The organism is Rhodococcus sp. D-46, from assembly GCF_011290655.1.
Classification (GTDB): domain Bacteria; phylum Actinomycetota; class Actinomycetes; order Mycobacteriales; family Mycobacteriaceae; genus Rhodococcus_F; species Rhodococcus_F qingshengii.
In genome coordinates, this window is the sequence record NZ_JAANTF010000012.1 from 35,406 (window position 1) to 61,228 (window position 25,823).

Annotated in this window: 20 protein-coding genes and 1 pseudogene; all 21 read right to left on the reverse strand. The window is 62.6% G+C overall.

Annotation, left to right across the window (positions count from 1 at the left end; translation table 11 throughout):
- Positions 1 to 2: 2 nt before the first annotated feature.
- Positions 3 to 1,640 (reverse strand): AMP-binding protein, encoded by a 1,638-nt coding sequence (locus G9U53_RS28030; RefSeq protein ID WP_003941942.1) that lies wholly within the window; start codon positions 1,638 to 1,640, stop codon positions 3 to 5.
- A 207-nt stretch (positions 1,641 to 1,847) separates the two neighbouring features.
- On the reverse strand, positions 1,848 to 3,125 hold the full coding sequence (locus G9U53_RS28035) for an MFS transporter (protein WP_165639699.1): 1,278 nt from the start codon (positions 3,123 to 3,125) through the stop codon (positions 1,848 to 1,850).
- Positions 3,126 to 3,456: 331 nt separating this feature from the next.
- Complete coding sequence (locus G9U53_RS28040; protein WP_007730168.1) at positions 3,457 to 3,996, reverse strand: hypothetical protein; 540 nt, start codon at positions 3,994 to 3,996, stop codon at positions 3,457 to 3,459.
- Positions 3,997 to 4,138: 142 nt separating this feature from the next.
- Complete coding sequence (locus G9U53_RS28045) at positions 4,139 to 5,302, reverse strand: HAD-IB family phosphatase (protein ID WP_231915079.1); 1,164 nt, start codon at positions 5,300 to 5,302, stop codon at positions 4,139 to 4,141.
- Between the two features lie 215 nt (positions 5,303 to 5,517).
- Positions 5,518 to 6,291: an ethanolamine ammonia-lyase subunit EutC gene (gene eutC, locus G9U53_RS28050; protein ID WP_007730164.1), complete on the reverse strand. Its 774-nt coding sequence runs from the start codon at positions 6,289 to 6,291 to the stop codon at positions 5,518 to 5,520.
- On the reverse strand, positions 6,288 to 7,712 hold the full coding sequence (locus tag G9U53_RS28055; RefSeq protein ID WP_019744243.1) for an ethanolamine ammonia-lyase subunit EutB: 1,425 nt from the start codon (positions 7,710 to 7,712) through the stop codon (positions 6,288 to 6,290). Before G9U53_RS28055 ends, eutC begins: the two co-directional genes overlap by 4 nt.
- A complete protein-coding gene (eat, locus tag G9U53_RS28060; RefSeq protein WP_003941913.1) occupies positions 7,709 to 9,181 on the reverse strand; it encodes an ethanolamine permease in 1,473 nt (490 codons plus the stop codon). Before eat ends, G9U53_RS28055 begins: the two co-directional genes overlap by 4 nt.
- Positions 9,182 to 9,346: 165 nt before the next feature.
- Positions 9,347 to 9,907 carry a DUF779 domain-containing protein gene (locus tag G9U53_RS28065; protein WP_003942021.1) on the reverse strand — a complete coding sequence of 187 codons (561 nt, stop codon included), beginning with the start codon at positions 9,905 to 9,907 and terminating at the stop codon, positions 9,347 to 9,349.
- 91 nt (positions 9,908 to 9,998) lie between these two features.
- Positions 9,999 to 11,522 (reverse strand): aldehyde dehydrogenase, encoded by a 1,524-nt coding sequence (gene adh / locus G9U53_RS28070; RefSeq protein WP_007730158.1) that lies wholly within the window; start codon positions 11,520 to 11,522, stop codon positions 9,999 to 10,001.
- Between the two features lie 142 nt (positions 11,523 to 11,664).
- Positions 11,665 to 12,978, reverse strand: a complete 1,314-nt coding sequence (locus G9U53_RS28075; protein WP_165639662.1) for a helix-turn-helix domain-containing protein — start codon at positions 12,976 to 12,978, stop codon at positions 11,665 to 11,667.
- 105 nt (positions 12,979 to 13,083) lie between these two features.
- The gene (mftG, locus tag G9U53_RS28080; protein WP_058038117.1) at positions 13,084 to 14,565 is read right to left on the reverse strand and encodes a mycofactocin system GMC family oxidoreductase MftG; all 1,482 of its coding nucleotides are present in this window, start codon (positions 14,563 to 14,565) and stop codon (positions 13,084 to 13,086) included.
- Entirely contained in the window at positions 14,562 to 15,959 is a 1,398-nt protein-coding gene (mftF, locus tag G9U53_RS28085) for a mycofactocin biosynthesis glycosyltransferase MftF (RefSeq protein WP_007730153.1), read from the reverse strand. Before mftF ends, mftG begins: the two co-directional genes overlap by 4 nt.
- A gap of 97 nt (positions 15,960 to 16,056) precedes the next feature.
- Positions 16,057 to 16,749, reverse strand: coding sequence for a mycofactocin biosynthesis peptidyl-dipeptidase MftE (gene mftE / locus G9U53_RS28090; RefSeq protein WP_054186896.1), 693 nt, complete (start codon positions 16,747 to 16,749; stop codon positions 16,057 to 16,059).
- Positions 16,750 to 16,847: 98 nt separating this feature from the next.
- Positions 16,848 to 18,087, reverse strand: a pseudogene (locus G9U53_RS28095) (DUF222 domain-containing protein).
- A gap of 41 nt (positions 18,088 to 18,128) precedes the next feature.
- Positions 18,129 to 20,078: a mycofactocin system FadH/OYE family oxidoreductase 2 gene (locus G9U53_RS28100; RefSeq protein ID WP_165639663.1), complete on the reverse strand. Its 1,950-nt coding sequence runs from the start codon at positions 20,076 to 20,078 to the stop codon at positions 18,129 to 18,131.
- Positions 20,078 to 20,905, reverse strand: coding sequence for a mycofactocin-coupled SDR family oxidoreductase (locus G9U53_RS28105; protein ID WP_064689523.1), 828 nt, complete (start codon positions 20,903 to 20,905; stop codon positions 20,078 to 20,080). Before G9U53_RS28105 ends, G9U53_RS28100 begins: the two co-directional genes overlap by 1 nt.
- The gene (locus tag G9U53_RS28110; RefSeq protein WP_165639664.1) at positions 20,902 to 22,833 is read right to left on the reverse strand and encodes a mycofactocin system FadH/OYE family oxidoreductase 1; all 1,932 of its coding nucleotides are present in this window, start codon (positions 22,831 to 22,833) and stop codon (positions 20,902 to 20,904) included. Before G9U53_RS28110 ends, G9U53_RS28105 begins: the two co-directional genes overlap by 4 nt.
- A 26-nt stretch (positions 22,834 to 22,859) precedes the next feature.
- The gene (mftD, locus tag G9U53_RS28115) at positions 22,860 to 24,038 is read right to left on the reverse strand and encodes a pre-mycofactocin synthase MftD (protein ID WP_003942047.1); all 1,179 of its coding nucleotides are present in this window, start codon (positions 24,036 to 24,038) and stop codon (positions 22,860 to 22,862) included.
- A 55-nt stretch (positions 24,039 to 24,093) separates the two neighbouring features.
- The gene (gene mftC / locus G9U53_RS28120; protein ID WP_003942089.1) at positions 24,094 to 25,311 is read right to left on the reverse strand and encodes a mycofactocin radical SAM maturase; all 1,218 of its coding nucleotides are present in this window, start codon (positions 25,309 to 25,311) and stop codon (positions 24,094 to 24,096) included.
- 76 nt (positions 25,312 to 25,387) lie between these two features.
- Positions 25,388 to 25,675: a mycofactocin biosynthesis chaperone MftB gene (gene mftB / locus G9U53_RS28125; protein ID WP_007728309.1), complete on the reverse strand. Its 288-nt coding sequence runs from the start codon at positions 25,673 to 25,675 to the stop codon at positions 25,388 to 25,390.
- On the reverse strand, positions 25,660 to 25,755 hold the full coding sequence (mftA, locus tag G9U53_RS28130) for a mycofactocin precursor MftA (protein WP_063836238.1): 96 nt from the start codon (positions 25,753 to 25,755) through the stop codon (positions 25,660 to 25,662). The genes mftB and mftA overlap by 16 nt, the downstream gene beginning before the upstream one ends.
- Between the last annotated feature and the right edge of the window lie 68 nt (positions 25,756 to 25,823).

The following is a 25,823-nucleotide window of genomic DNA, read 5'->3' on the forward strand; positions in this document are numbered from 1 at the left end:
TCTCAGGCCTGACCGATCAATTCGATCGCCTGTTCTCGCATCGCGATCTTGCGGACCTTGCCCGTAACTGTCATCGGGAACTCGTCGACGACATGGACGTACCGCGGAATCTTGTAGTGCGCGAGCTTGCCGGTGCAGAACGCGCGGACCGAATCGGCGTCGAGATCGTCTGCACCTTCGCGCATCTGGACCCACACCATCAATTCCTCGCCGTACTTTGCGTCGGGTACACCGATGACCTGCGCATCGAGAATGTCGGGGTGGGTGTAGAGAAACTCCTCGATCTCACGCGGATAGACGTTCTCGCCACCGCGGATGACCATGTCCTTGATGCGTCCCGTGATGGCGACGTATCCGGCCTCGTCCATGACTCCGATGTCTCCGGTGTGCATCCACCGGGCAGCGTCGATCGCCTCGGCGGTCTTCTCCGGGTTCTCCCAGTATCCGAGCATGACCGAGTAACCACGCGTGCACAGTTCACCCGGCTCGCCACGGGGCACCGTCAATCCGGTTGCCGGATCAACGATCTTGATCTCGAGATGCGGCCCTACCCGTCCGACCGTTTCGGTGCGCTGCTCGATCGAATCGTCCGAGCGGGTCTGCAACGACACCGGCGAGGTCTCCGTCATGCCGTAGCAGATGGACACCTCCGACATGCCCATGCGATCGATGACCTGCTTCATCACCTCGACCGGGCAGGGCGAGCCCGCCATGATGCCGGTGCGAAGGGACGACAGATCGAAGCTGTCGAAGTCCGGCAACGCCAACTCCGCGATGAACATCGTCGGAACGCCGTAGAGGGACGTGCACTTTTCGGCCTGAACGGCTTCGAGCGAAGCACGCGGATCGAAAGCCGGACCCGGAATGACCATGGCAGCACCATGACTGGTGCACGCAAGGTTGCCCATCACCATGCCGAAGCAGTGGTAGAACGGCACCGGGATGCACACCCGATCGACCTCGCTGTAGTGGCACAACTCGCCGACGAAATAGCCGTTGTTGAGGATGTTGTGGTGACTGAGCGTCGCGCCCTTCGGGAAACCGGTAGTACCCGAGGTGTATTGGATGTTGATCGCGTCGTCGGCCGACAACGCGGCCTGGGCTGCGGCGAGCGGAGCCGGATCGCTTGCCTGCGCCGCCAAGCCGTCTGCAAGCACCGCGTCCCACTCGGGTGAACCGAGCAGGAGCACCGACGTCAGATCCGGGCACTGCGGCCGCACCGTCTCGATCATCGACGCGTAGTCCGAGGTCTTGAAGCTGGCCGCAGACACCAGCGTCGAGATCCCGGCCTGCTCGAGTACGTACTGCAACTCGTGCGAGCGGTACGCCGGATTGATGTTGACCAGGATCGCGCCGATCTTTGCCGTCGCGTATTGCGTGAACGTCCATTCCGGACAGTTGGGAGCCCAGATTCCTACCCGATCGCCCTTCCCCACACCACGGGAAAGTAGTCCGGCAGCGAGCCCGTTCACCTGCTCGGCGAACTCCCGGTACGTCCATCGTCGACCGCTGGCGTGGTCGATCAACGCATCGCGGTCGCCGTGTGCGGCAACCGTGCGATCGAGGTTGTCTCCGATGGTGTCGCCCAGCATCGGACCGTCCCATACTCCGGACGTATAGCTGGGCAGCGGCGTACTCATGTGTTCTGTCCTCTCCGGTTACCTGTTCAGGCACCTATGAGAGGGGCCGCCGCAGCGGACCCTCTCATCTACGAATTTACTCGATTCGGTGTGATGCACGACATACTTCCCGGTGCGGGGTGGCCGTAACTGTTCAGAGTCCGGACACCCCACCCGCCTGCTGTGCGCCTTTATTAACCGCCGGCGGTTAATAAAGGCGCACAGTGGTTACAGCGCGTGGTCCTTGGTCTCGACGAGCGCCCAGGTGCAGACCAGACTCACCACACCGAGGATTGCCAACATGACTCCGATGGCCATACTCCCGTAGGCCGAGGCCAGCGGTGCGGCGATCAGCGGCGGCACTGCCCCACCGAGCACTCCGGCGAGGTTGTAGCCGAGGCCGGCACCGGTGTAGCGGTAGCGGGTCTGGAACATTTCCGGAAGCAGCGCACCGCAGGGGCCGTAGGCGATTCCGAAGATCATGAGCGTGCCGAACATTCCGATGATGAACGCGATCGGCGATCCCGTGTCGAGGAGCGGGAACAGCACCAGCGCCCAGACGACGGCCAGACCACACGAGATCATGATGACCTTGCGGCGCCCGATGCGGTCCGAGTACAGAGCGGAAACGACGATCGCCGCACCGAAGACAACCGCGGAAGCGATACCGACCGACAGGACGAACGGACGGGAGAAGCCGAGGGTCTTTGTTCCGTAGCTCGTCAGGAAAGCCGTGCCCATGTAGAAGAACGCGAACAGGCAAGCCAGGGCGCCTGCCGAGAGCAGGATCTCCTTGGTCTGGAACCGCCAAGCATCCAGGAACGGAAGGGTGCGCGGTGCTTCGTTCTTCTGCTCCGCGACGCGCTCTGCCTGCTCCGCCTTGAAGACGGGAGTCTCCTCGATAGCGAGTCGCATGTAGAGGCCGATGCCGACCAACACGATGGAGAACAGGAACGGGATACGCCAGCCGTAATCGAGGAAAGCCTGGTTGGTGTCGCCGAGAACTGCGCCGGTAATGAGGAAGGTACTGCTCGAGAGAACGAAGGCGATTGCAGGGCCGAGCTGCGGGAACATCGCATACAGACCACGTTTGCCCGGCGGAGCGTATTCCGCGGTGAGCAAGGTTGCGCCTGCCCACTCACCACCGACCGCGAAACCTTGGCCGAATCGCAAGAGCACCAAGATGATCGGGGCCGCGACACCGATGGTTGCAGCACCCGGCAGCAAGCCGATCAGGAGCGTCGAGATACCCATGAGCAGGAGCGTCGAGATCAGCGTCTTCTTGCGACCGATGCGATCACCGAAGTGTCCGAACAACATTGCGCCGACGGGCCGGGCGATGAATGCGACTGCGAAAGTCGCAAACGATGCGACAGTTCCCGCAGTGGCACCGAGCGCGGGGAAGAACACCGTCGGAAAGACAAGTGCCGCAGCGGTTCCGTAGATGAAGAAGTCGTAGAACTCGATAGTCGTGCCGATGCAACTCGCGATTGCGACGCGCCGCACACTGGTGGTGTTCTGCGGGGGCTGCGTCGCACCTGCGGCACTCGCACCCCCGGCGCCGGCGGCACTGGTGCCGCCTGTGGGAGAGACTGTGGTCACTCGATTCCTCCGTGGTCCCGTGGTGTCGCCCTGTGGGCATCACCGTCGATAGGAGGAAAGGTAGTGATGTGGCTCACCCCCGCACTACCCCCGAAAGGGGGTAGGAGTGATCTCGGTCACCACTTGTATGCAATGGTAACGAGTTTCACGACCCTCGACATGCCGCAGGCCGTCCGATTCGCTCTCACGAATCGGACGGCCCTCGAGAAACGGCGTCACGGTGCAACGCTACGGATCAAGCCTTACCGGCAGCCCCGAACAGTTCCTGACGGATCTCGCCCCACACCGTGGCGTAGGAGTCGATGATCGGTTCGGAAATCCACTTGGACTCCCCCGCTTGCACTTTCGCGAGAGCATCCGAGAAGAGATCCTGGTAACGAGACAACCGCGGAACGAATGCCGACAGATCGTCGAACAGGTTTGCCGCCCGGCGATCCAGCTCTGCAAGGGAATCCGCATCTGCGTCGTCGATGAGCGCGGCGAACTCCTCGTCCAAGGGAAGGAACGCCTCGTACACCTCACCGATGGAGTCCTCGTCGATCGAGACGCGCTCGGCGTCCAACTGATCTTCGAGTTCTGCCAAACCTTTCTCGGTCAGGCTGATGGCGTTTTCCGCTTCGACCGCTTTGCCCTGCGCGACAAGTGCGTCGTACGCAGCTTGACCGGAAGCCGAGCTGACGCCCAGGTGCTCGGCCAGGACGACCGCTCCGACCCGCTCCTTGAGACGTACTGCTTGGAGCAGTGCCAACTCGTCCACATTGCCAGCGAAGGCCATCGATTTCTCCTACTCACGTGCCGCCTCTGCGGCTCCAGCATCACAGCGGACACCCGTGGGTTTCCGCAGCCCGACAAAGGGCTCGACAGAATCAGATCACACCCCGATCGATCGTTGTGAAGTCACCGCGACAAGTCGACCGTCACGCGACGGTATCGGCCTGATCGGGGATCACGCTGCCGTCTGCGCGAGTCACGGCACCTTTTGCCCCGGCCGCGTCGGTGTAAGCATCGGTCGAGCAGCGATAGGGAGCGTCCGCCCGGGACTTCGGTTCGATGAACATGGGGTTGACCAGCCATTTCCCGTCACTGTTGTCGTAGGCATTGCACATCAGTTCGGGATTGTTGCGGTTGATCACCAGGCGCGCACCGGTCGCATCTCCGAGGAACGTCACGTCGGTGACAGAATCACCGGCAGCAAATACCTGACGTCGATCGGCGGCCAACTGCTCGAACGCCGTAGGCCCTTGAACCCCGTAGACAACCTCGTTGACCTGGCACCGCTTGCCGTCGATGTACGGAATGACAGAGTCGTCGCCGTCCGCAACGCCACCACACCCACGCAGGCGCCCGGTGAGAACCCCGCCCTCGACGATGGGCCGAACTCCCATCACGTGATCGGCGTCCAATCCCAGCTGTTCCGCCCAGACTCGAACGACCGGTTCGGCCGACGCGGAGATGATCCGCACGTCGAATCCATGAGCGCCGAGGGATTTCACCAAATCTTCGATTTGCGCGTAGTACCGCACCGAGCCGTCGACTTCCGTCGTACCGACGGTCTGATCGGATCCTTCTGCAGCAGCGAGATTCTCGGCACGGGCTGCGCGAGCGTACTCGGTGATCTCGTCCTCGGTGTGCCCTGCCATCAACTGCACGGCCCACGCGTATGCGGCTTTTGTCCGGCGGTGATCGTAACCGTCGAATGCGGCCTGCCCGTCGCGAGTCTTCTCTTCGAGTACCGCAACGATCTCGTCCGCGCAGTCCAAGTCGGTGCTGGTTGCCAACGGTTGCCCCGGCGCGGTCTCGGAGCCGCACGCGGCGGAAAGTGCGGCAGCGCCGGCTGGCGTCATGAAGCGGCTGGTGGTTGCCCAGTCCCCTCCGGCAGGCTGTAACACCTTGTTGTTCTTGATCATCCAGAATGCGGTGGCGCTTCCGATGTCGTTCTTGACAACTGTGTTGTCCCAGTCGAAGAGCGCCAACGGAGCTCCGTCATCGACATCACCTGCAGCTCCACACGTTCCGAACTCCGTCATCATGGCATCCAACGTCACACGGTTGTCGCCGTACCACGCAAGACTGGGATCCAACGCAGAACAGGATGAACCCCTTTGCGCCACATCTTCTTTCGGGGCACTCTCGGCCGAACTACATGCAGTTGCACTCAACAGGACACTACCTACCGCCAACGCACACAGGGCGCGGGAATGCAGCGAACGGAACATCGATTCCCTCGTTTTCGTCGTGATTCGGGTACGACGGCATACCCGGGTCGATCGACCCGGGTATGCCGTGCAGTTGTCAATTAATCGAGCGTCAGCACTTCTCCCGACGCAACGGCGTCGGCGCGAGAGGTGTCCTTGAGGTCGACGCCGGAGCGGCCCAACTGGCGCGCTCCCGTCACCAATCCCAGGACGACACGAGCAGCCTGCTCGTATCCGAGTCCCTCGGGTGGGTGGACATTGGAAATGCAGTTTCGATCCGCGTCGGTACGACCGACGCGCGGAAGATGAGTCAGATAGATCCCGACGCTGTCCGCAACGGAGAGCCCTGGACGTTCGCCGATCAGGACGATCGCCGTCTGCACTCCCATCGCGGCGGCGATGTGATCACCCAGTGCCACACGGGCATTCGTGGCGATCACCGGCGGCGCGATCGAGTACCGCTCCCCCAACACCGTGACCAACGCAGACAGTAATTGCTCGCCGTGGTCCATCAGTGCTCGCGGCGAGAGTCCGTCGGCGAGGATGAACCCGATTTCCTTGTCGGAACTCGAGATCGCACCCAGGTCAGCCGGTTGGCGCCCCAGGTCGGGTCTCCGGAGATACTCACTGCGGGTGGAGACGCTGCTCGCGACCACCACCGGCGCCCCGATGCCCACCCCTTCGACCCGACTGGCAAGCGTCTCGGAGTCGAGTGGCTCGTGGACCGCGTCGCGGGCTGCGGCGTGAGCTGCCTTGAATTCGAGAACCCGCTTGGTGGGCAACGAATCTCCGGCACGCCCCAGCCCGATACGCGATTGTGTGGTCTTGCGCAGTGGACCCCAGAAATCGAGGATCGGTGCCTGATCTTCGGTCATGAGTTCACCGTCAAAGCCCGCAACGGCGACATTTCGGCATCGATCGGAAGAACCCGACCGTTTGCGTCGGTCATCCCCAAGTTGTGGAGCCAGGTCTCGAACTCCGGGGCGGGCTGCAAACCGAGAACCTTACGCACATACAGCGCGTCGTGGAACGCCAGACTTTGATAGCCGAGCATCACGTCGTCGGCGCCGGGCACCGCGATCACGAACGCCGCGCCGGCGACGCCCAGCAAGGTGAGCAGGTTGTCCATGTCGTCTTGATCGGCTTCGGCGTGGTTGGTGTAGCAGACGTCCACTCCCATCGGCAGCCCGAGGAGTTTTCCGCAGAAGTGATCCTCCAAGCCCGCGCGAATGATCTGCTTGCCGTCGTAGAGATACTCGGGACCGATGAAGCCGACCACGGTGTTGACCAGCAGCGGTTCGAGATCACGTGCCACTGCGTATGCCCTGGTCTCGAGTGTCTGCTGATCGACCGGGGCTCCGCCGGTGCCGTAGTGGGCACCTGAGCTGAGGGCGGACCCCTGCCCCGTCTCCAGGTACATGACGTTGTTGCCGACCGTTCCGCGGTTCAAGGAGCGCCCGGCCTCGTTGCCCTCACGCAGGAGCGGAATGTTCACTCCGAAACCGGAATTGGCGCCTTCGGTACCGGCAATCGATTGGAAGACAAGATCGACCGGCACCCCCGATTCGATCAGTCCGATCGTGGTGGTCACGTGCGAGAGCACGCACGACTGAGTCGGGATCTCGAATCGCTGACGGATGTCGTCGAGCAGGTGGAGCAGATCCGAGGTGGCCTGGGGTGAGTCCGTCGCGGGGTTGATACCGATGACGGCGTCGCCACATCCCATCAGGAGACCGTCCAATGTGGCCGCCGCGATGCCGCGTGGATCGTCTGTCGGGTGGTTTGGCTGGAGTCGGGTGCTCAGCCGGCCGGGCAGTCCGATGGTCGTACGGAACCCCGCGGTCACGGTGATGGCCTTCGCGACGGCGATCAGGTCCTGATTGCGCATGATCTTGCTGACCGCCGCAACCATCTCGGGGGTGAGCCCGGGACTTACGGCGGACAACCGTGCGGAAGCTTCCGGCGCCGACGCGGTCTCGAGCAACCAGTCTCGTAGTCCGCCGACAGTCAGGTGCGCCACCGGCGCAAAGGCCAGGCGATCGTGGCTGTCGATGATGAGCCTGGTTACCTCGTCGTCCTCGTACGGAACCAACAGATCTTCGAGGAACACCGTCAACGGAAGATCAGCCAGAACCCATTGAGCAGCAGCACGTTCGGCGTCGGAGCTTGCCGCGCAACCGGCTAGTTCGTCACCCGACCGCAGTGGTGTCGCTTTTGCCATCAGATCGACGAGACCGTCGAACGAGTAGTTGGTTCCGGATACCTGCTGGTGATACTTGGCCATCCCGCGACTCATCCCAATTCTTCTTCCGCCTGTGCAAGTACAGCAAACTCCTCGTCCGGCGAGTTGGCAACAAGGTGGTGACGACTGTAGAGACCGAAGTACGCCATCAGAACTCCGAAGGCAACCAACGTCAGCAATGCCGCAACGGGATCGACCAGGAAGGTGGCCACCACCGACACTGCCGCGATCACGAGCGCAAACGAGGTGGTGGCGATACCGCCGGGCGTGCGGTACGGGCGCGGCATGTTCGGCTCACGCTTACGAAGAACGATGTGACTCACCATCATCAGGACGTAGCTTACTGCCGCGCCGAACACCGCCATGTTGAGCAACATTGCACCTTCACCGGTGAGTGAGAGCGCGAAGCCGATGATTCCGGGTACGACGAGCGCGAGAGTGGGGGCCTTGCGCTTGTTGGTCACCGACAGGTTCTTCGGCAGGTAGCCGGCGCGGGAGAGCGCAAACGTCTGACGTGAGTAGGCGTACATGATCGAGAAGAAGCTCGCGACCAGACCGGCAAGTCCGATGTAGTTGACGGCCTTTGCCGCTCCGCTGTCCCCCAGAGCCTCGACGAGCGGATTTCCGGAGGTGGACAGGGCGTCTGCGCCGAGCGCACCGGTGGCGAGGAAGAGAACCGTTGCGCCTGTGACGATCAGGATCAACATGCTGATGATGATGCCGCGGGGGACGTTCTTCTCCGGCTCACGTGCTTCCTCGGCGGCCAGCGGTACACCTTCGACCGCAAGGAAGAACCAGATCGCGAAGGGCACGGCGGCCCAGATTCCGAGCAGACCGAATGGCAGGAACGACGACGATCCGACTGCGCTGGTGTCGACGGCGATATCGGTGAGGTTGGACGAATCGAAAAGGCCGACAGCCGAAACCGCGAACACGACCAGGCCGACGAGTGCAATGGCGGTGATGATGAACATCGCCTTGAGTGCCTCACCGGCGCCGGTGAGGTGAATGCCGATGAAGATCGCGTACACCGCGAGGTACACCCACCAGCCGTCGGTGATCCCGAACAGGTTCAGGGACTCGACGTACGCACCGATGAAGGTCGCGATCGCTGCGGGTGCTATCGAGTACTCGATGAGAATTGCTGTGCCGGTGGCAAATCCGCCCCAGGGCCCCATGGCCCGTCTGGCAAACGTGTATCCACCACCAGCGGCAGGAAGTGCCGACGACATCTCGGCCATACCGAGCACCATCGCCAGGTACATACCCGCGATGACAACCGCCGCGATGAGAAGGCCACCGAAACCACCTTCGGCCAGACCGTTGTTCCAGCCGGCGTAGTCACCGGAAATCACATAGCTGACACCCAACCCCGCAAGCAGCACCCACCCTGCTGTTCCCTTTCGGAGTGTTCGTTTCTCCAGATACGAATTGTCTTCCGCATGGAAGTCTGCGCCGTCGTGGTGTGCACCCGCGGCACCGGCGTTTTTGCCGGTTGCGTGGTCGGAAAGAGACATGTCCATCCTCTGAATCGGTCAAGAATGAGACGACGCACGGTGGATGCGTCGCGTGAAATGAACGGTATGTGGGCGATGTACGGAGAAGGTCGCCTGGAGATGACCGTGCTGTTAACTGGCTGTCATGTGAGCGGCCCCGAGTCTGTTCAGATCTTCTTCAGGCTGCCGTTCTCAGGATCGGGCGGCCGCGCCCGGCACCGGGCAGGCGTCGACGGCCTCGGCGACCACCTGGGGAACCGTCGGGGGCAAAGGACGCACGCCCGCTTCCCAATCAGCGCCCACGAGAATGCTCGACGCGCCGAGTGCTTCGTTTTCGTCCGGTGTGAATGCCCTTGCTCGACTGAGGAATCTGAATCCTTCAGGAGACTCCAGGCTGAATCCACTGCCGCGGCCGGGCACGACGTCCAGTACCAACTGGGTGTGCTTCCAGGCTTCGAACTGTGATCCGGAAATCCAGACCTGTACAGCGTCGGTTCCGGTGGGAAGGTCTTCGGGAGTCTCTCCGACAGCAAGTCGGAGATCGACGATTCCGAGTAGTACGTCACGGTCCCCGACGATGAATTCGCCTGAGGGATAACACATCGGGGCCGAGCCGTCGCAGCATCCGCCGGATTGATGCATCATCAGTTCGCCGTGAGTCCCGCTGAGGCGGCGCAGGAGGTCAGCCGCCCCAGCGGTGGTCACCAACCGGGGTGGAACGGCGCCGGTATCGGGTGTGTCCGTGGCGCTCATTCCAACCTCCGTGTGTTTGTGCAGGTTTCGCGTGTTGCAGTCTTGCTCACCGGCACCCGCAGCGAGGGGCTCACGGGTGCCGGTGGGTAGATCAGAAGAAGCCCTGAGCCTTCTGGGCGTAGCTGACCAGGAGGTTCTTGGTCTGCTGGTAGTGCGAGAGCATCATCAGGTGGTTCTCGCGGCCGATGCCGGACTGCTTGTATCCACCGAAAGCGGCGTGTGCCGGGTACTGGTGGTACGTGTTGGTCCAGACGCGACCGGCTTGGATGTCGCGGCCTGCGCGGTAAGCAACTCCGCCGTCGCGGGACCAGACACCGGCGCCCAAACCGTAGAGCGTGTCGTTGGCGATTTCGATGGCCTCGTCGTAGTCCTTGAACGAGGTGACCGAGACGACGGGTCCGAAGATCTCTTCCTGGAAGATGCGCATCTTGTTGTTGCCGGTGAACACCGTCGGCTGGACGTAGTAGCCGCCGGACAGGTCTCCGCCGAGTTCGGCTCGCTCACCACCGGTGATGACCTTGGCGCCTTCGGCCTTGCCGATCTCGATGTACGAGAGGATCTTCTCGAGCTGATCGTTGCTGGCCTGGGCACCGATCATGGTGTCGGTGTCGAGCGGATCCCCTTGGCGCACAGCCTTGGTGCGGATGGCTGCCATCGCGAGGAACTCGTCGAAGATGTCTTCCTGGATCAGCGAACGTGACGGGCAGGTGCAGACCTCGCCCTGGTTGAGGGCGAACATCGTGAAGCCCTCGAGTGCCTTGTCCTGGTAGTCGTCGTTTGAGGCGAGAACGTCGGAGAAGAAGATGTTGGGGCTCTTGCCACCGAGTTCGAGGGTGACGGGGATAAGGTTCTGCGACGCGTACTGCATGATCAGGCGACCGGTGGTGGTCTCACCGGTGAACGCGATCTTCTTGATACGCGGGCTGGACGCGAGCGGCTTTCCGGCCTCGACGCCGAAGCCGTTGACGATGTTGAGAACACCGGCAGGCAGCAGGTCACCGATGATGCCGATGAGGTGCAGGATCGAGACTGGCGTCTGCTCGGCAGGCTTGAGCACGATGGCATTGCCGGCAGCGAGGGCGGGGGCAAGCTTCCACACGGCCATGAGGATCGGGAAGTTCCACGGAATGATCTGGCCGACTACGCCGAGCGGCTCGTGGAAGTGGTACGCCACGGTGTCGGAGTTGATCTCCGAGAGCGAACCTTCCTGTGCGCGAATAGCTCCCGCGAAGTATCGGAAGTGATCGATGGCGAGCGGAATGTCGGCGTTGAGGGTCTCGCGGATCGGCTTGCCGTTGTCCCACGACTCGGCGAGTGCGATGGATTCGAGGTTCTCCTCCATACGATCAGCGATCTTGTTCAAGATGATCGCGCGCTCGGCGACCGAGGTCTTGCCCCAGGCCGGAGCTGCTGCGTGCGCTGCGTCGAGAGCGAGTTCGATGTCTTCTGCGGTGGAACGAGCCACATCACAGAAATTCTGTCCGGTCACCGGTGTCGGGTTCTCGAAGTACTGACCCTTGACCGGAGCAACCCATTCGTTGCCGATCCAGTTGTCGTATCGAGACTGGAAGGACATGATCGCGTCGGCGGTACCTGGGCGGGCGTACACGGTCATTGCAAGCTCCTATGTAAACGTGATCTTCCTGGGCGCACCCACCAAATCGGTGACTGCAATCCCACCCCCGGTGGGGTGTGATTCACAACACTAGGAGTTGCAACGTTGCAAGTACGTTGCGTGCGAGAAACGCAGATGATTCTCAGATGCCCAACTGGCGGTCGAGGAGATCAATTCTTGCCTGGACCTGCGAATACAGCGGAGATTGAGGATCCAACGTGGACAGGTAGGCCTCCCACACGACTGAGTCTTCGCGGCCGTGCACCGACGTGGTCCACCGGGCCAGAAGGTTGGCGTCACCTCCACGCAGCAGAGCTGCCTGGACCCTGGTGCGTAGTTCTTCCCGCACCTCTTCGATGCCGGGAGACGCCGAGCCCGCCAGCACCGGGCCCGAATACAGTTTCATCGCCGTCGCTGCGTCGCCTCGATCCAACGCTGCCCGCACCTCGCCGACATCTGTCGTGAACTCCGTGATGATCCGATAGGGGCGCGAAGCCAGCCGGTCGGCACCGAAAACCTTACGAAGCCGCGACATTTCCGCGCGAATGGTCACTGCGTCGAGTTCGCCCTCGTCGAGCAGGACCGCAAGGTGGTCGGAGCTGAGACCCTCCGGGTGTTCGGAAAGCAGAAGGAGAATCTCGGCGTGACGCTGCGAAATCGGGATGCGGTCACCGCCGCGAACCAGCGTCGGCCGGCCGGCACCGAATGTTTCGAGGCACGGAGCCGTGGCACTGAGTGGGATGGGCGAGTTCAAGAGATGGAATCGCAATTCCGATTCGGCGGCCGCGACAGTTGCACGGATCAGTGACAGCACTTCGGGAACCGCAACCCTGGGACCACCGGTGATGTCGATGGCACCAAGGATTTGCCCAGTGGTGGGATCGTGGACGGGTGCGGCCGAACAACTCCAGTCGTGCACGGTTCGGTTGAAATGCTCGGATCCGAAAATCTGTACGGAGTGATCGAGAGCAAGCGCCGTTCCCGGCGCATTGGTGCCGACACGATCTTCGCTCCAATCGGCGCCTTCGACGAAGTTCATGGACAACGCCTTGTCCTTGGCCGAGTTGTCACCCTCCACCCAGAGCAATCGACCGTGTGCGTCACTGATCGCGATCAGTAGTCCGGTCTCGGCAGCATCTTCCACCAGGAGTTTCCGAATCACCGGACGGATCAGTGACATGGGATGCGCGGAGCGATATTTTTCGAGCTCCAACCCTTCGAGCATCTCAGGGTTGCCGACCACATCGGGATTTACCCCCTTGTTGCGGCTACGCATCCAGGACTCGAGTACGACCGAGCGGACATGGGAGTCGTCGGTCAGCCCCTGGCCGGGCACGCCGCGGGCATCGATGAACGACTGATGGGCAGACGAAAGTCGCCGCGCGAGTAACGCGACGTCATCGCCTGGCCTGACCGCCACCCACGGGTTGCCGGGCACAGCCTGTTCACGTGCCATATTTTGCGTTCCTCCGCTCCGTGGACCACTGTAACGCCGATCACAGCCCATAGGCGAGAACGACCATTCGGTATGACTGCCGACCCAGCCTGCTGCCCCTCGCGGTCACTCGTCGCCGAGCAGAATGGCGCTTGCTCGTTCCGCGACCATCACCGCGGTCGCATGCGGGCCGCGGGTCGGGATCGTCGGCAGGATTGACGTGTCAACAATACTGAGTCCTTGCGCGCCGATCACACGGCACCGACCGTCGACGACTGCGAACGGGTCCGCCTCGGCACCCATCACGCAACTACCGGACATATGCAGCGACGTTCCCAGGCGGGATTCGACCCACTCATCGGTGTACTCCATGACGGGGCGATCGATCAACCCCGTCTCGGCGATCGACTCGAGAAGATTCTCGGCGATCCGCATCCCTTCCCGAATGGCAGCTCGATCGTGCGCCGACGCGACGTAGTTGTACCGAATACGCGGCGCCCCAGCGGGATCCCCCGATGCCAGCTCGATGCTTCCCCGGCTGTGCGGCGCCATGAGGACCACTCCGACGCCGTGGTCCATGCGAGGCACACCGGGAACCAGGTCTGTGAAAGATGCGGTGTACGGACGGATTTCGATCTCAGCGAGGTTGAGGGCTGTCTCCAGCACCGGAGTCTGCGATCGAATCGTGCGGGGCTTCGAAAAATGGTACGGCAGCAGCACTTCCGGGTGGTCGACGAAGTTCTGTCCGACGCCCGGTCGATCGAGAACGACGGAAACTCCTTGCTCTACAAGTTGTTCCGCTGGACCAACACCGGAATTGAGGAGAATGTGCGGTGTCGCCACCGCACCCGAACACACGACCACATGGTCGGCACGAATGCGTCGGACATTGCCGTCGCCGAGAACGTCGACGCCGATCGCACGGGTACCCGAGAACGCGATGCGAATGACGTTCACTCCGGATTCCACCCGCAGATTCGGCCGGTGCAACGCCGGCATCAGATACCCGATCGCCGTACTGATCCGACGATGATCCGACACGTTCAGTGGCACTCGGCCCACCCCGAACGAGTCCGGCGCATTCTTGTCGACGTCGTCGGGAAAGCCTGCTCCGAGCGCTGCCGCATGAAACTCGCCGCTCAGTGGATGTAGTTGGTCCCACGCTCGACGCTCGACCGGGATCGGTCCGGCGGTCCCGTGGAACTCGCCCTCGAAATCACGATCCGTTTCGGACTTCTTGAAGTACGGCAAGACGTCGTCGTATCGCCATGAACTCGGCCAATTCTCGAAATCAGCACGGGTCGCGCGGGTGAAGTACGCACCGTTGACGGCTCCGGATCCACCGAGTGTCCGCCCCCGCGCAATTGTGGACGCCCGACGCGGCGTCAGTTCGACCGGATAGGTCCACGTGTATTCGCTCGCAGGTCCGACCGGCAGTCGGTACGGATCACCCAGGACGTCCGGGAGTTCGAGCGCCGATCGATATCCGCTTCCCGATTCGAGGAGCATCACCGTGGCGGATGGATCTTCACTGAGCCTGGCTGCGACCACGCAACCACACGTGCCACCACCGACAACCAGGAAATCTGCGTAGTCGGCTTCTGTCACTTGGTGATTCGAGGTTTCAGCGCCGCCCAGTCGCGGGCGTCGAATGCGCCACGCCAGAGTCCGGCTCCATACGCGATGTCGTCGGCTCGTTTGAAGAAGACGTACCGAACCGGTCCCAGCCCGCCTGGCTCACGGTGGCGATACCAGTCCACCAAACCTTCGGTGACTGCTGCAGCGACGGCCAGCCGCCGAATTCGCCTGGAGGCGATCACCGCCAGGAGCGTCACGGGCCAGTAGTGACGACACATTGCCGAGGCGAGTTGCCAGAATCCGCCGACAACTCCCTGCGCGGTGAGGATCGCCGCGATCCGGGTGGGTTGACTCAGGCCGGTGAACATCTTTCGCAGCCGGTAAACGGTAAACAGCAAAGCGCCGAGTGCGCCGGCAAGACCGGAACGGGTCAGTGTTGCAGCGGCGATACACGCGAAGAGCGTCGAGAACGACATCGCCATCGGCGGAACCGAACCCTCGTGTCTTGCAGCCAACGGCGCCGCACCCGTGCCGTAGAACGCTCTCCTGGCGAACCACTTGTCGAACTGAACTCGATGATCGTGGGCGACATGCGCAACCGGTTCGTACCTCAGTCGCCAACCCGCAGCCTGCAGTCGCCAGCAGAAATCGACGTCCTCGGCTACTTCGAGACTCTCGTCGAAACCGTTGCATTCGAGTGCCACGTCGCGCCGGACGATCACGGCGGCGCTGGGGACATAGGCGACCGGACTGCCCGACTTCACCGCAGCTTCCTTGCGTCCGAGGTCGAGAGACGATCGCATGTTCTCGTACCGCGCCAGCGCCGTCCCGTACGGATCGAGGGCGACGATGCGGGGTGCAACAAGGGCAACCCCCGGATCGCTGAAGTGGCCCAACATCAACTCGAGCCAACCGGCACGCGGTATGACGTCGGAGTCCAGAAAAGCTACGAAACGTGTTTGGGCCGAACGCAATCCCGAGTTTCTCGCTGCCGAGGGTCCGCGGGCACTCTCGTGCCGGACCACTGTGATGGTGCCGGTGCCCGGGCAGGCGCGACGGGGCTCCACCGGCACTTCCGAACCGTCGTCGACAACGATGACGGTCAGATCCTTGAGGACGGGCAATAGGCGTTCGACGCCGGCCTGGTTGTCCTTGACCGGAATCACGACCGTGACATCGGCAGCGGACGGCGTCGACATCGGACGAGGATTCGCGACACCTGAATCGAGAAGGTGTCGCGCAACCGCAGCGCTCTGCTGATCGACCACCTCGAGGAAGCCGTCACCGATCATCGCCGCAGCCGTCGGCGCCAGCTTGAGCATCCGCGTCGGAGATCCGCCGATGAGTACCCGGCCACCCGAGTACGTGCGCACCTTGGGGTCCAACCGAATGCCGAAGCCGTCGGGGAGTCTTGCTGGTCGCATCAGATGATCGTAAGGGACGTAGCCCGTCGTGCTGCAACTCGTCGCAGCCTCGAAAGCCGTCGCAGGTGGACCGTCCGCCCCCACTCGGTCGTGGTCGTCACCGAAGCCTCCCATCTGGACCAGGCTCCCACCGGGCCAGTCCATCCGTCACGCGTCCTACCAACTCACCGAAGATGTATGCGCCGTCTTCGGCGGTAGCCCCGACTGGATTGCCGAGAACGCCGTTTTGCGACACAGCGACCATACCGCCCGAACGCATTCCTGGCATCAGGTCCGCGATAGGAGACAAATTTCCTGTCTCAGCAAGGCTCATGTGCACCAAATCGGGCGAAAGGTGCAGCAATAGGCTCGTTTCAGTGTGTCCGGCATGCGCGTCGGCACCCGGAACAGCGCACGGCGCCCAAGCAGCATCACGCCCCTCATACCGCAGAAGTGCCACCGCTTTGGCCAATGCGGGACCATTTCCGCCGTGGCCGTTGACGAACAGCACCCGCTTCGTCCATCTGAACGCCGACCTTCCGTATTCGACGACGACGGTTTCCATAGCCTCGGCACCGATCGAAATCGTGCCGGCAAACCCTTCGTGTTCGCCGCTCGCCCCGTATTCGATGGCCGGGGCCACGACGACGTCGGGCAGAGCCTGTGCGACTGCTCTCGCGATCCGAGTGTCGGTATCGAGAGGCAGGTGCGGTCCGTGTTGTTCGAAAGAACCGACCGGGACCACGACGGTGAGCGCAGTGCCCTCGAGCGCAGGACTCGGGATGGCAGCAAGGTCACGCGGAGAACTCATCCCCCGATCGTATTGGTGCGGGCCCCTCCCACCGCAACACTGCATGCGGATACACCGGGGGATTGTTGTGCCCCGGCGTATTCGTCAGTTGTCGCGGTTCACGCCGCTGTCGGTGGGCTGTTCCCACCGATCGGCTGCTGATACGGATCAACGGACATCGGTGGGTAGAACACCGATTTGCGATCCGGCCCGATCTCCACCCGCCACTCCGTGTGATGCAGCGTCCGGTGATGATGACCGGACAACAAGATCAGATTGTCGAGATCTGTTGGGCCACCATCGTTCCAGTGAACAATATGATGGGCATCACACCACCCCGACGGTGTCCCGCACCCCGGAAACGCACACCCACCATCACGAACCGCCAACCCCCGCCGCTGCGGCACCGTCGCCGTTCGCGCTTCCTTACCGCACTTGAGCGGAACCCCGTTCTCATCCAACAAAATCCGCGTGACCGTGCAGTCGCACACCAACATCCGGGCAGTATCGATACTGATCGGGCCCACCCAATCCGCCCACGCAAATCCGAGTTCTTCGGTGGACGGCAGGAGGTCTTTCAACGCTTGCAGGTCCGTCATGTCTTTTGCGCTGGCGGTGACCGTGATGTGTGGTTTCACTCCGCCCTCGATCGGACCCAACCCCGCCCGCTCGTACCGCCGCAACAACTCGCAGAACCCATCCGCCCGCCGCAGCGCCGGAGTACGCGTGTCCTTCACGCCGTCCTTCTCCGGCGTCGGCGCCGACAGGCTCGACAACAACGTGATCAACCGTGCCCCGTTCACAGCATCCAGGTCGCCCTTCACAGTCACTCTGCCGTACAAGCCTTTCGAGGCGTAGAACTCGTTACGCTCCGAATCCTCACCCACCGGAACGCCGTCCTCACGCTTGCCGTACTGCTTTCTCGATCCGCCGGATCGCTGCCCGCACCGCATCACAATCAGCGATGTTCTTCGACGCCAACCCCAACAGAATCCCGCGAGCCTTGTCCACATCCGCCAGGGTCATGTTCATCGGCGGATGCTGACAAAACGACGCCACCTGAAGGGCTTTCAACGCATCAACGCCACCGCGGTGAAACGCATCGCCGACAAGAGGTTCGAGCATCAACAACCGCGCCAACCCGACCAACAGACTGCACTCACCGATCTCCAAATTCGTCGAACCATGCAACCACTGCGCGATCGCCCGAAAACCCCTCCCGCCGAGAACCTCCCGGGAAAACATCTCCACGATCAACAACACTATCTGCGACTGCAACTCGTGCCGGGCGCGCACCAGATCGAGAACCTCGCTCTTGAGGCCCACGCCATCCAGTTGCCACGCTTCCCGACTGTCCATGCTCAAAACATACTTTCGAGAACCAGGGACAAAACGGACGACTATATCGCCAACGCGGCCCGATGCCCCTCGATGACGGCCGCGTGCGAACGCCTCGGAGACAAGGCGTCACCGATGCGAAATTTCTCGAAACAGCTTCCCTGCAAGGTGTTCCACAACTCGTCGACAGGTTCCTGCTGTGTCGCGAAGACCACCCAGTCGACTGCAACTTCCTCGGTCACACCCGTCGGAAGGTGAACCAAGCTCACGAGCGGCGAGGCCCCAGCGCTCACCGAAGTCACCATCAGATCTGTCCGTTGACCGATCGACTTCTCGAACGCTCGGCGGTTCCACCCCTCGAAATCCAGGGTGATGCTCAGGTCCTGCGCGACCACCATGCCGTTGGTCGCGATCGTGACGGCACAGCCTCGATCAGCGAGGAACTCCGCCACCGACGTACCTTGATGGAATCCCAGTTCGTCGTAGACGAGCACCGTTCCACTCGGCAGAATCTTGCCGTCGAGAACGTCTCGAACACCCACCACACGCTCTGATCCACCCGCCCACGCCGGTCGCACAGGCCGCGCTCCGGTTGCAATCACGACCACCTCGGGCGCGCGCTCCTTCATGATCGCGAGATCAGCTCCAGCATCCAACTCGATCGTCACGCCGCTTCGGCGACACTCAGATTCGAGATTCCGGACGAGGTCGGCGAGCTCACGGCGAGCCGGTACCACCGAGGCGGTAAGAATCTGTCCCCCAAGTCTTCGTTCACGCTCGAACAGCGTCACCGCATGACCTCGCTGGGCCGCTGTGGCCGCAGCTTGCAGGCCGGCGGGGCCGCCACCGACCACCACCACCGTGCGGCCCCGTCGCCGCGGCATCGGCAGCGGTACCGATTCCCGACCAGCGCGCGGATTTGCGGTGCACCCCAACCAACGTCCCAGACCCATCCGCCCGACGCATTCCTGGTTGCAGGACAGGCAGGTTCGCACCTGTACCGATTGACCAGCACGCGCCTTGTTCACAAAATCCGGATCGGCGATCTGCCCGCGAACTACGCCCACCAGATCGCATACACCGTCCTCGAGTGCAGCTTCGGCTTGCTCCGGCGTCTTGAAACGGCCGACTCCGACGACTGGAAGATCGATGACCTCCCTGATCGCAGACGGGACGAAGTTGGCGTAGCCGGTGGGTACAGCCATCGATGCTTCGACCAGATGCAGTGTTTCCGTGGCCATTCCGACGGTGGTGTTGATGTAGTCGACGTGACCGTCAGCTTCGATGAGTTGGGCGGTGGTTACCGCGTCGGACAGTTCGATGCCACCCCGCGTTCCTTCGTATCCACTCAGGCGCACACCGAGCACACGATCCGGGCCGATGGCCTTACGCAGTACCCCGAGCACTTCGAGAAGGAAACGCGCACGATTCACCACGCCCCCGCCGTAGCGATCAGTGCGCAGGTTGGTCGAGGGTGCGAGAAACGCGCGCACGATGGACGACTGCGACGCCTGCAATTCCACCCCGTCGAAGCCACCGGCAACGCAGTTGCGCGCAACAAGGGCGAACCCTGCGAGAATCTCGGCGATGTCCGCGTCGTCGACAGCCTTGGGCACCTCGCGGAACAACGGATCCGCAACGGCGCTCGGCGCCAACAGCGGCGATCGCGAATAGGTTCCAGCGCCCTGACCCCCATTGTGGTTGATCTGCGCGAGAATCGACGAACCATGCGCATGAACGGCGTCGGTGATCCGCCGGTATCCCTCGATCGCTTCCGGCCGATAGCCCGCAATCATCTTCTCGTACGGTCGATCCGAAGGATGCGTCGAGTGCTCCTCGGTGATGATCAGACCCGCACCGCCGCGTGCCCGCGCCTCGTAGTAGCCCGCGTGCTGCTCCGTCGGCAACCCGTTCTCCGCGTAATTGGTCAGGTGTGCGGAGAACACGACCCGATTGCGGAGTGTCAGGTTGCCCAGGCGCAGTGGCGCGAAGAGGCGCGGGTACGGCGTCATCAGACCTTGGAGTTTCCTTGATCGAGAGCGATATGACTTGCCGTGACGGTGCGGGAACCGTCACCGGCGAGCCACAGGACGGTATCGGCGATCTCGTCAGGTTCGGCGAAAGCGATGTCCGAGAGGATCGGAGTGAAGTTGGGAAGGTACTGCGGAAACTTTGCAAATACCTCGAGCGCGCCCTGGTCGACCCCCATCGGCGTATTCACTCCGTAAGGGTGGATCGAGTTGACCCTGATCTTGTACTCCCCCAGTTCCTTTGCCGCGGCCTGCGTCAGACCGACGAGACCGAACTTGGCGCTCGCGTAGTGCGCCTGTCCGGGCAGCGCCTTGAGTCCGGCCACCGAACTGACCACGATGATCGATCCACCGCGCCCACCCTCGATGATCGCCGGCACCGAGGCCTTGAGGGTTTTCCAGACTCCGGTCAGGTTGATGTCGATCAGGGTTTCCCATTGCTCGTCCGACATTTCCCAGAATCGATTCCAGTTGCAGACCCCGGCGTTGGCGACCACGATGTCGAGACGTCCGAACTGTTCGACGCCGTCCTTGACCACCGCGGTGAGCGCTGCACCGTCACGGACATCGACCTCACGGGCGAGGATCTTCCCGCCCTCCGCTTCCACCAGACGTATCGTCTCGGCAAAGTCCTCGGAAGTTGCTGCGTCGTAGGAATTGTCCGACGCCACCGACGCGCATACGTCGACCGCGATGATCGTTGCTCCCTCGCGCGCCATCTTGACCGCGTGCGCACGTCCTTGACCGCGCGCTGCGCCGGTGATGAAAGCAACGCGACCTTCGAGCGAACGAACTGAACCCTGTGTCATGAGATAGCCCTCTCTGCAGAATTGAAACTCGTTCTAGTAGTAAACCCTGCAAAGCGCCCTTCGCGGATGGATTCGAGAACAGTTCTCGGGGCAACCGAGTCGCCCACCTGAATGTCGGCCTCTTCCTTCAGCGTTTCGTTCGGCAGACGAGGCGAGCAGTCGATCACCACTTCGCACTCGAGCTGTGACCGCTCGCCGGTATGGACGTGTTCGACGCAGACGGCCCCTCGAGCGATTTCGGTGACACGTGACGCGAGCACCCTGGTGACCCCGGCCTGCTGGATGCGCGTGTTGGCGCCGACCAGATCCCCACTCGCACCGAGCCTCGAACCGACGATGCTGTCGGGAGTCACAATCGAGACGGAGATGCCATGGGCCGCGAGTGCTTCTGCGAGCGCCACCGCGATCGGTCCACCGAGGGGATCGATCAGCGCGACCGGACCCGGCCCCACGGTGCTCAACTTCTCGAAGGCTTCCGACGCATCCAACCATCGAACCGAATCGTCGACCGGATACGTCGGCGGCCTCGCAGCACTACCGGTGGCAACGACAACAAACTCGCCCCGGCTGCGTGCGTCACCCAGGTCTTGGGCGTCGAGCGCCGCCCCGGTCCGCATCGTCACGCCGCTACGACGGCATTCGTCCTCCAACCACTGCGCGAGGAGTGCGAACCGGCTACGGCCGTCACCTCGCGCAAAAGTTCGGATCATGCCGCCGAACTGCGATGAACTCTCGACGAGTGTGACCGAGTGCCCCGCCACCGCCGAGATCCGTGCGGCTTCCATCCCAGCGGGGCCACCCCCCACGACCAGCACGGCTCCCGGTGTCGAAATCTGCTCTCGCTCATCGGGGTCCACCGTCTCGAAACCCGCGCTCGGATTCCCGACGCACGTCACGACAGGATTGCGAGGATCACGCACGAGGCACGCCTGATTGCAGAGCACACACGGCCGGGGACGATCGCCGCGCGCGGCTTTCACAACCAGGTCCGGGTCTGCGATCTGGGCCCGGGTCATCTCGACGAACTCACCTACTTCCAGCGCCGCGTGAGCGTCGGCGATGTCCACGACGCTCCCCTGCACGACAACAGGAATCGACAGAGCGGCCTTGATCTCACGGCACAGATCGAGGTTGAAGTTCGGCGGGCAGTGAAAATCGGGGCGGTACCGGTCAGACGAATAGAGTCCGCCACGAACGACGACAAGGAGATCGAGGAACGGAGACACTTCACGCGCGATACCGATGGCAAGATCGGGCGTCAGGCCCGCCCATGGAGCTTCCTCGTCACAGGACAACCGCAGGGAGACAACGTGATCCGACCCGACTTCCTCGCGCACTGCCGAGATGACCTCGCGAACAAGAGCAACGCGATCGCTACCGTATCGGTCTTGCCGAGTGTTGGTCAGACCCGAAAGGAATTGTCGCAGAATGCTTCGAGGACCGGCATCGAGTTCCACTCCGTCCATTCCCGAAGCGACGGCCAGCGCCGACGCCTCACGGAAGCCGACTATCAGCTGGTCGATTTCCGGCTGCCCCATTGCCATCGGCAACTCACGCGTCGCCGGGTCGGCCACTCTTGACGGTCCCCACAGCACCGACTGGGAGTATGCGCTCGATCCCTGCATGCCGGTATGACCGAGCCCGGCCAGAACCAGCGTTCCGTACGGAGCACATGCAGCCGCGATCGACTGCCACCCCGGGCCACATTGCGACGCCAACGGCGCCCGCTCGTACGGCCAGTCGTTCTCCGATACCGAGGCCACTTCGGTGACGACGATCCCGGTTCCGCCCTCGGCGCGGCGCTGGTAGTACGCACGGTGCCGATCGGAAAGCGAGCGTCCCACAGCAAGATTGGTCTCGTGCGGACCGAAAACAACCCTGGACCGGACGAGGCGTCCGGCCAGGGTCGTGTGTTCGTCGAGTGTCAACTCACAGCTCTATCGGAGCCGTAATCTCAGCTGGCACCCAATGTGCGTGTGAAGCCTTCCGGAATCACCAGGTCCGCCGGGCTCAGTTCGGTGATGGACGAGTGGCCGAGGCCCATCAGCCCCGAGTCGATGCCCATCCGCATGAGGTCGAGCACGTTCTCGACACCGGCCTGGCCGTTGGCCGAGAGGCCCCACAGGTAGGCGCGCCCGAGCATGACGGCCTTGGCTCCGAGTGCGAGCGCCTTGACGACGTCGCCGCCGCGTCGAATGCCGCCGTCGAGAACAACTTCCACCTGATCGCCCACGGCCTCGGCAATGCCCGGGAGCACACGGATCGGCGCCGGGGTGCCGTCGAGGTTGTTACCACCGTGGTTGGAGACCGAGATAGCGGAGACACCGGCGTCGACAGCTCGCTTGGCGTCGTCGATGCGCATGATGCCCTTGAGCATGAACGGTCCACCCCACTGCTCACGAAGCCAGGCGATGTCTTCCCACGTCGGAAGCGGAGTCTGCATCCACTCGCCGTATGCGCCGAAGAACGTCGGTGCAGGCTGGCCGGGAGCCGCGAGGTTGGGGGTGGTCAGGTCCGGAATCTTGCCGGTCTTGGCGAACTCGAGCAACCACTTCGGGCGCATGATTCCCTCGGGTGCGAACTGGAACATCGCCTTGAGGTCCATCTTTTCGGGGATGGACGGGCTGCCCCAGTCGCGACCGTACGAGAAGGACCAGTCGGTGGTGATGATCAGGCCCTTGGCACCGGCAGCGCGAGCGCGCTCCATACGCTGCAGGAGCACGTCGCGGCTACCGACCCAATACATCTGGAAGAAGACCTGCGGGTTGGCCGCGGCAACTTCTTCGATGGACTTGCTGGCAAAAGAACTCAGTCCGATGGCTGTTCCCCGTGCTGCAGCCGCACGGGCTACCGCTACTTCACCGTCGGGGTGCACTGCCTGCACACCGGTCGGTGAAATCATGACGGGCAACGAAATGTCCTGGCCCATAATGGTGGTGGACATCTCGCGCTTGTCCGACAGCCCGGCAGCGTGGGGAGCGAAACCCAATTCGCTGAATGCCGCGACGTTGTCGTCGACCGTCAGCCCTTTCTCGGATCCCGCCACCAACGCCGCGTACACGGACTTGGGCAACCTCTTCTTCGCACGGCGCTGTGCTTCTGCCACCGTCTCGAAGAAAGCATTCTTAGCCATTGAACTGACCTCTCTGGGGTGCAGCTTTCGCCGCACTGTCGGTATCGCGCAGTAGTTACTGCATTCCCGCAAGCGGGTTTTCGTCACAAATCTTGGCGGGCGGACGCATCATCAGTGTCAGTGGCACCGATGCGCGCGGGGTCTTACGTTGACCGGAACGGGAGTGGTCGACACTGGACTTCGGGACCTCGCCCGCCGACGCCAGTGCCATTTCACCGTTGCCGATGACGCACTCGGGGTCAGGTCCGTCCATCGGCAGTCCGGTGAAGAACTTGGCCGCCATGCAGCCGCCGCGGCAGGAGTCGTAGTGGTTGCACTTGCTGCAGGCGCCACCGGTTTGGGGCGATCGCAGCTCCTCGAACAGGTCCGAGTGCTGCCAGACTTCCTGGAATCCACCGTCTTTCACGATGTTTCCGGCGAGGAACTGCTCGTGAATCGCGAAGGGGCATGCGTACACGTCACCGACCGGGTCGATCAGGCACACGACGCGGCCCGCGCCACAGAGATTGAGACCGGGCAGTGCATCGCCGAAGGCGGAGAGGTGGAAGAACGAGTCGCCCGTCAGGACGCCTTCGCCATTGGCGACCAGCCAGTTGTAGAGCTCACGCTGCTGCTCCGGACGCGGGTGCAGGTCGTCCCACACGTCGGCGCCGCGGCCCGAAGGACGCAGTCGAGTGATGCGCAGGGTCGCGTCGTACTTGTCCGCGAGAGCCTTGAACTCGTCGAGCTGACTGACGTTGTGCCGCGTGACGACCACCGAAATCTTGGCGTCCTTGAAGCCGGCTTCCTTCAGGTTCGCGAGAGCGCGCTCGGCCATCGCGAACGAACCAGGCCCGCGCACAGCGTCATTGACCTCAGCGGTGGCACCGTCGATGGAAATCTGCACGTCGACGTAGTCACTGGCTGCGAGGCGCGCCGCGACCTTCTTGTCGATCTTCACGCCGTTGGTGGAGAACTTCACACCAACCTGGTGGTCGGTCGCGTAGTCGACGAGCTCCCAGAAGTCGGAGCGTACCGTCGGCTCGCCGCCACCGATGTTGACGTAGAAAACCTGCATACGCTGCAGCTCGTCGATGATGGACTTGCACTGTTCGGTGCTCAGCTCGTTGGGGTCACGACGACCCGACGACGAAAGGCAGTGCACGCAGGACAGGTTGCAGGCGTAGGTGAGTTCCCACGTCAGGCAGATGGGGGCGTCGAGTCCGAGTTCGAACTGATCGACGAGGCGACCCACCTTGGCGGGCGGGGAGGGCTGTTCAAGAACTGAGGTCATGGCTGTGTCCTCGCGAAGAAATGAAGCGGGCGAACGTGCGGAAGGGCTGTTCCGCACGTGGGGGCGAGCGTCTGGCTCAGACAGGCACGATCATGTGCGAGTCGGCGAGAGTGCTCAGCGCGCGGGCATATTGGGGAGCCGCGTCATCTTCGATGCCTTGCGCACGTAGTGCGGACCGGACATCAGGATGGTCTGGCAACGCCTTGACCACCGCAACGATGGTCGTGTTCTTCAGGAACGACAGCTTGCGTGTTCCGAAGTGGTAGAGCAACGCCCCGAAAGGTTCGGGGCGAAGCGCTACCTGCGGGTGGAGTTTCCACCCCGCATCGAGATCCAAAGCAGACACGGTCAGTACACGCCGCACATGCCGTCGATGGAAACTTCCTCCACGAGGGACTCCTCGACGAGGTCGTTCTCGAGCGCCTTGTTGTCACGATCTGACATGGATTCCTCCTGCGGTCGCACTCCGTCTGGAAGTCTGTAGATCAGACTTCCAACCTGGGAGTTGGTGG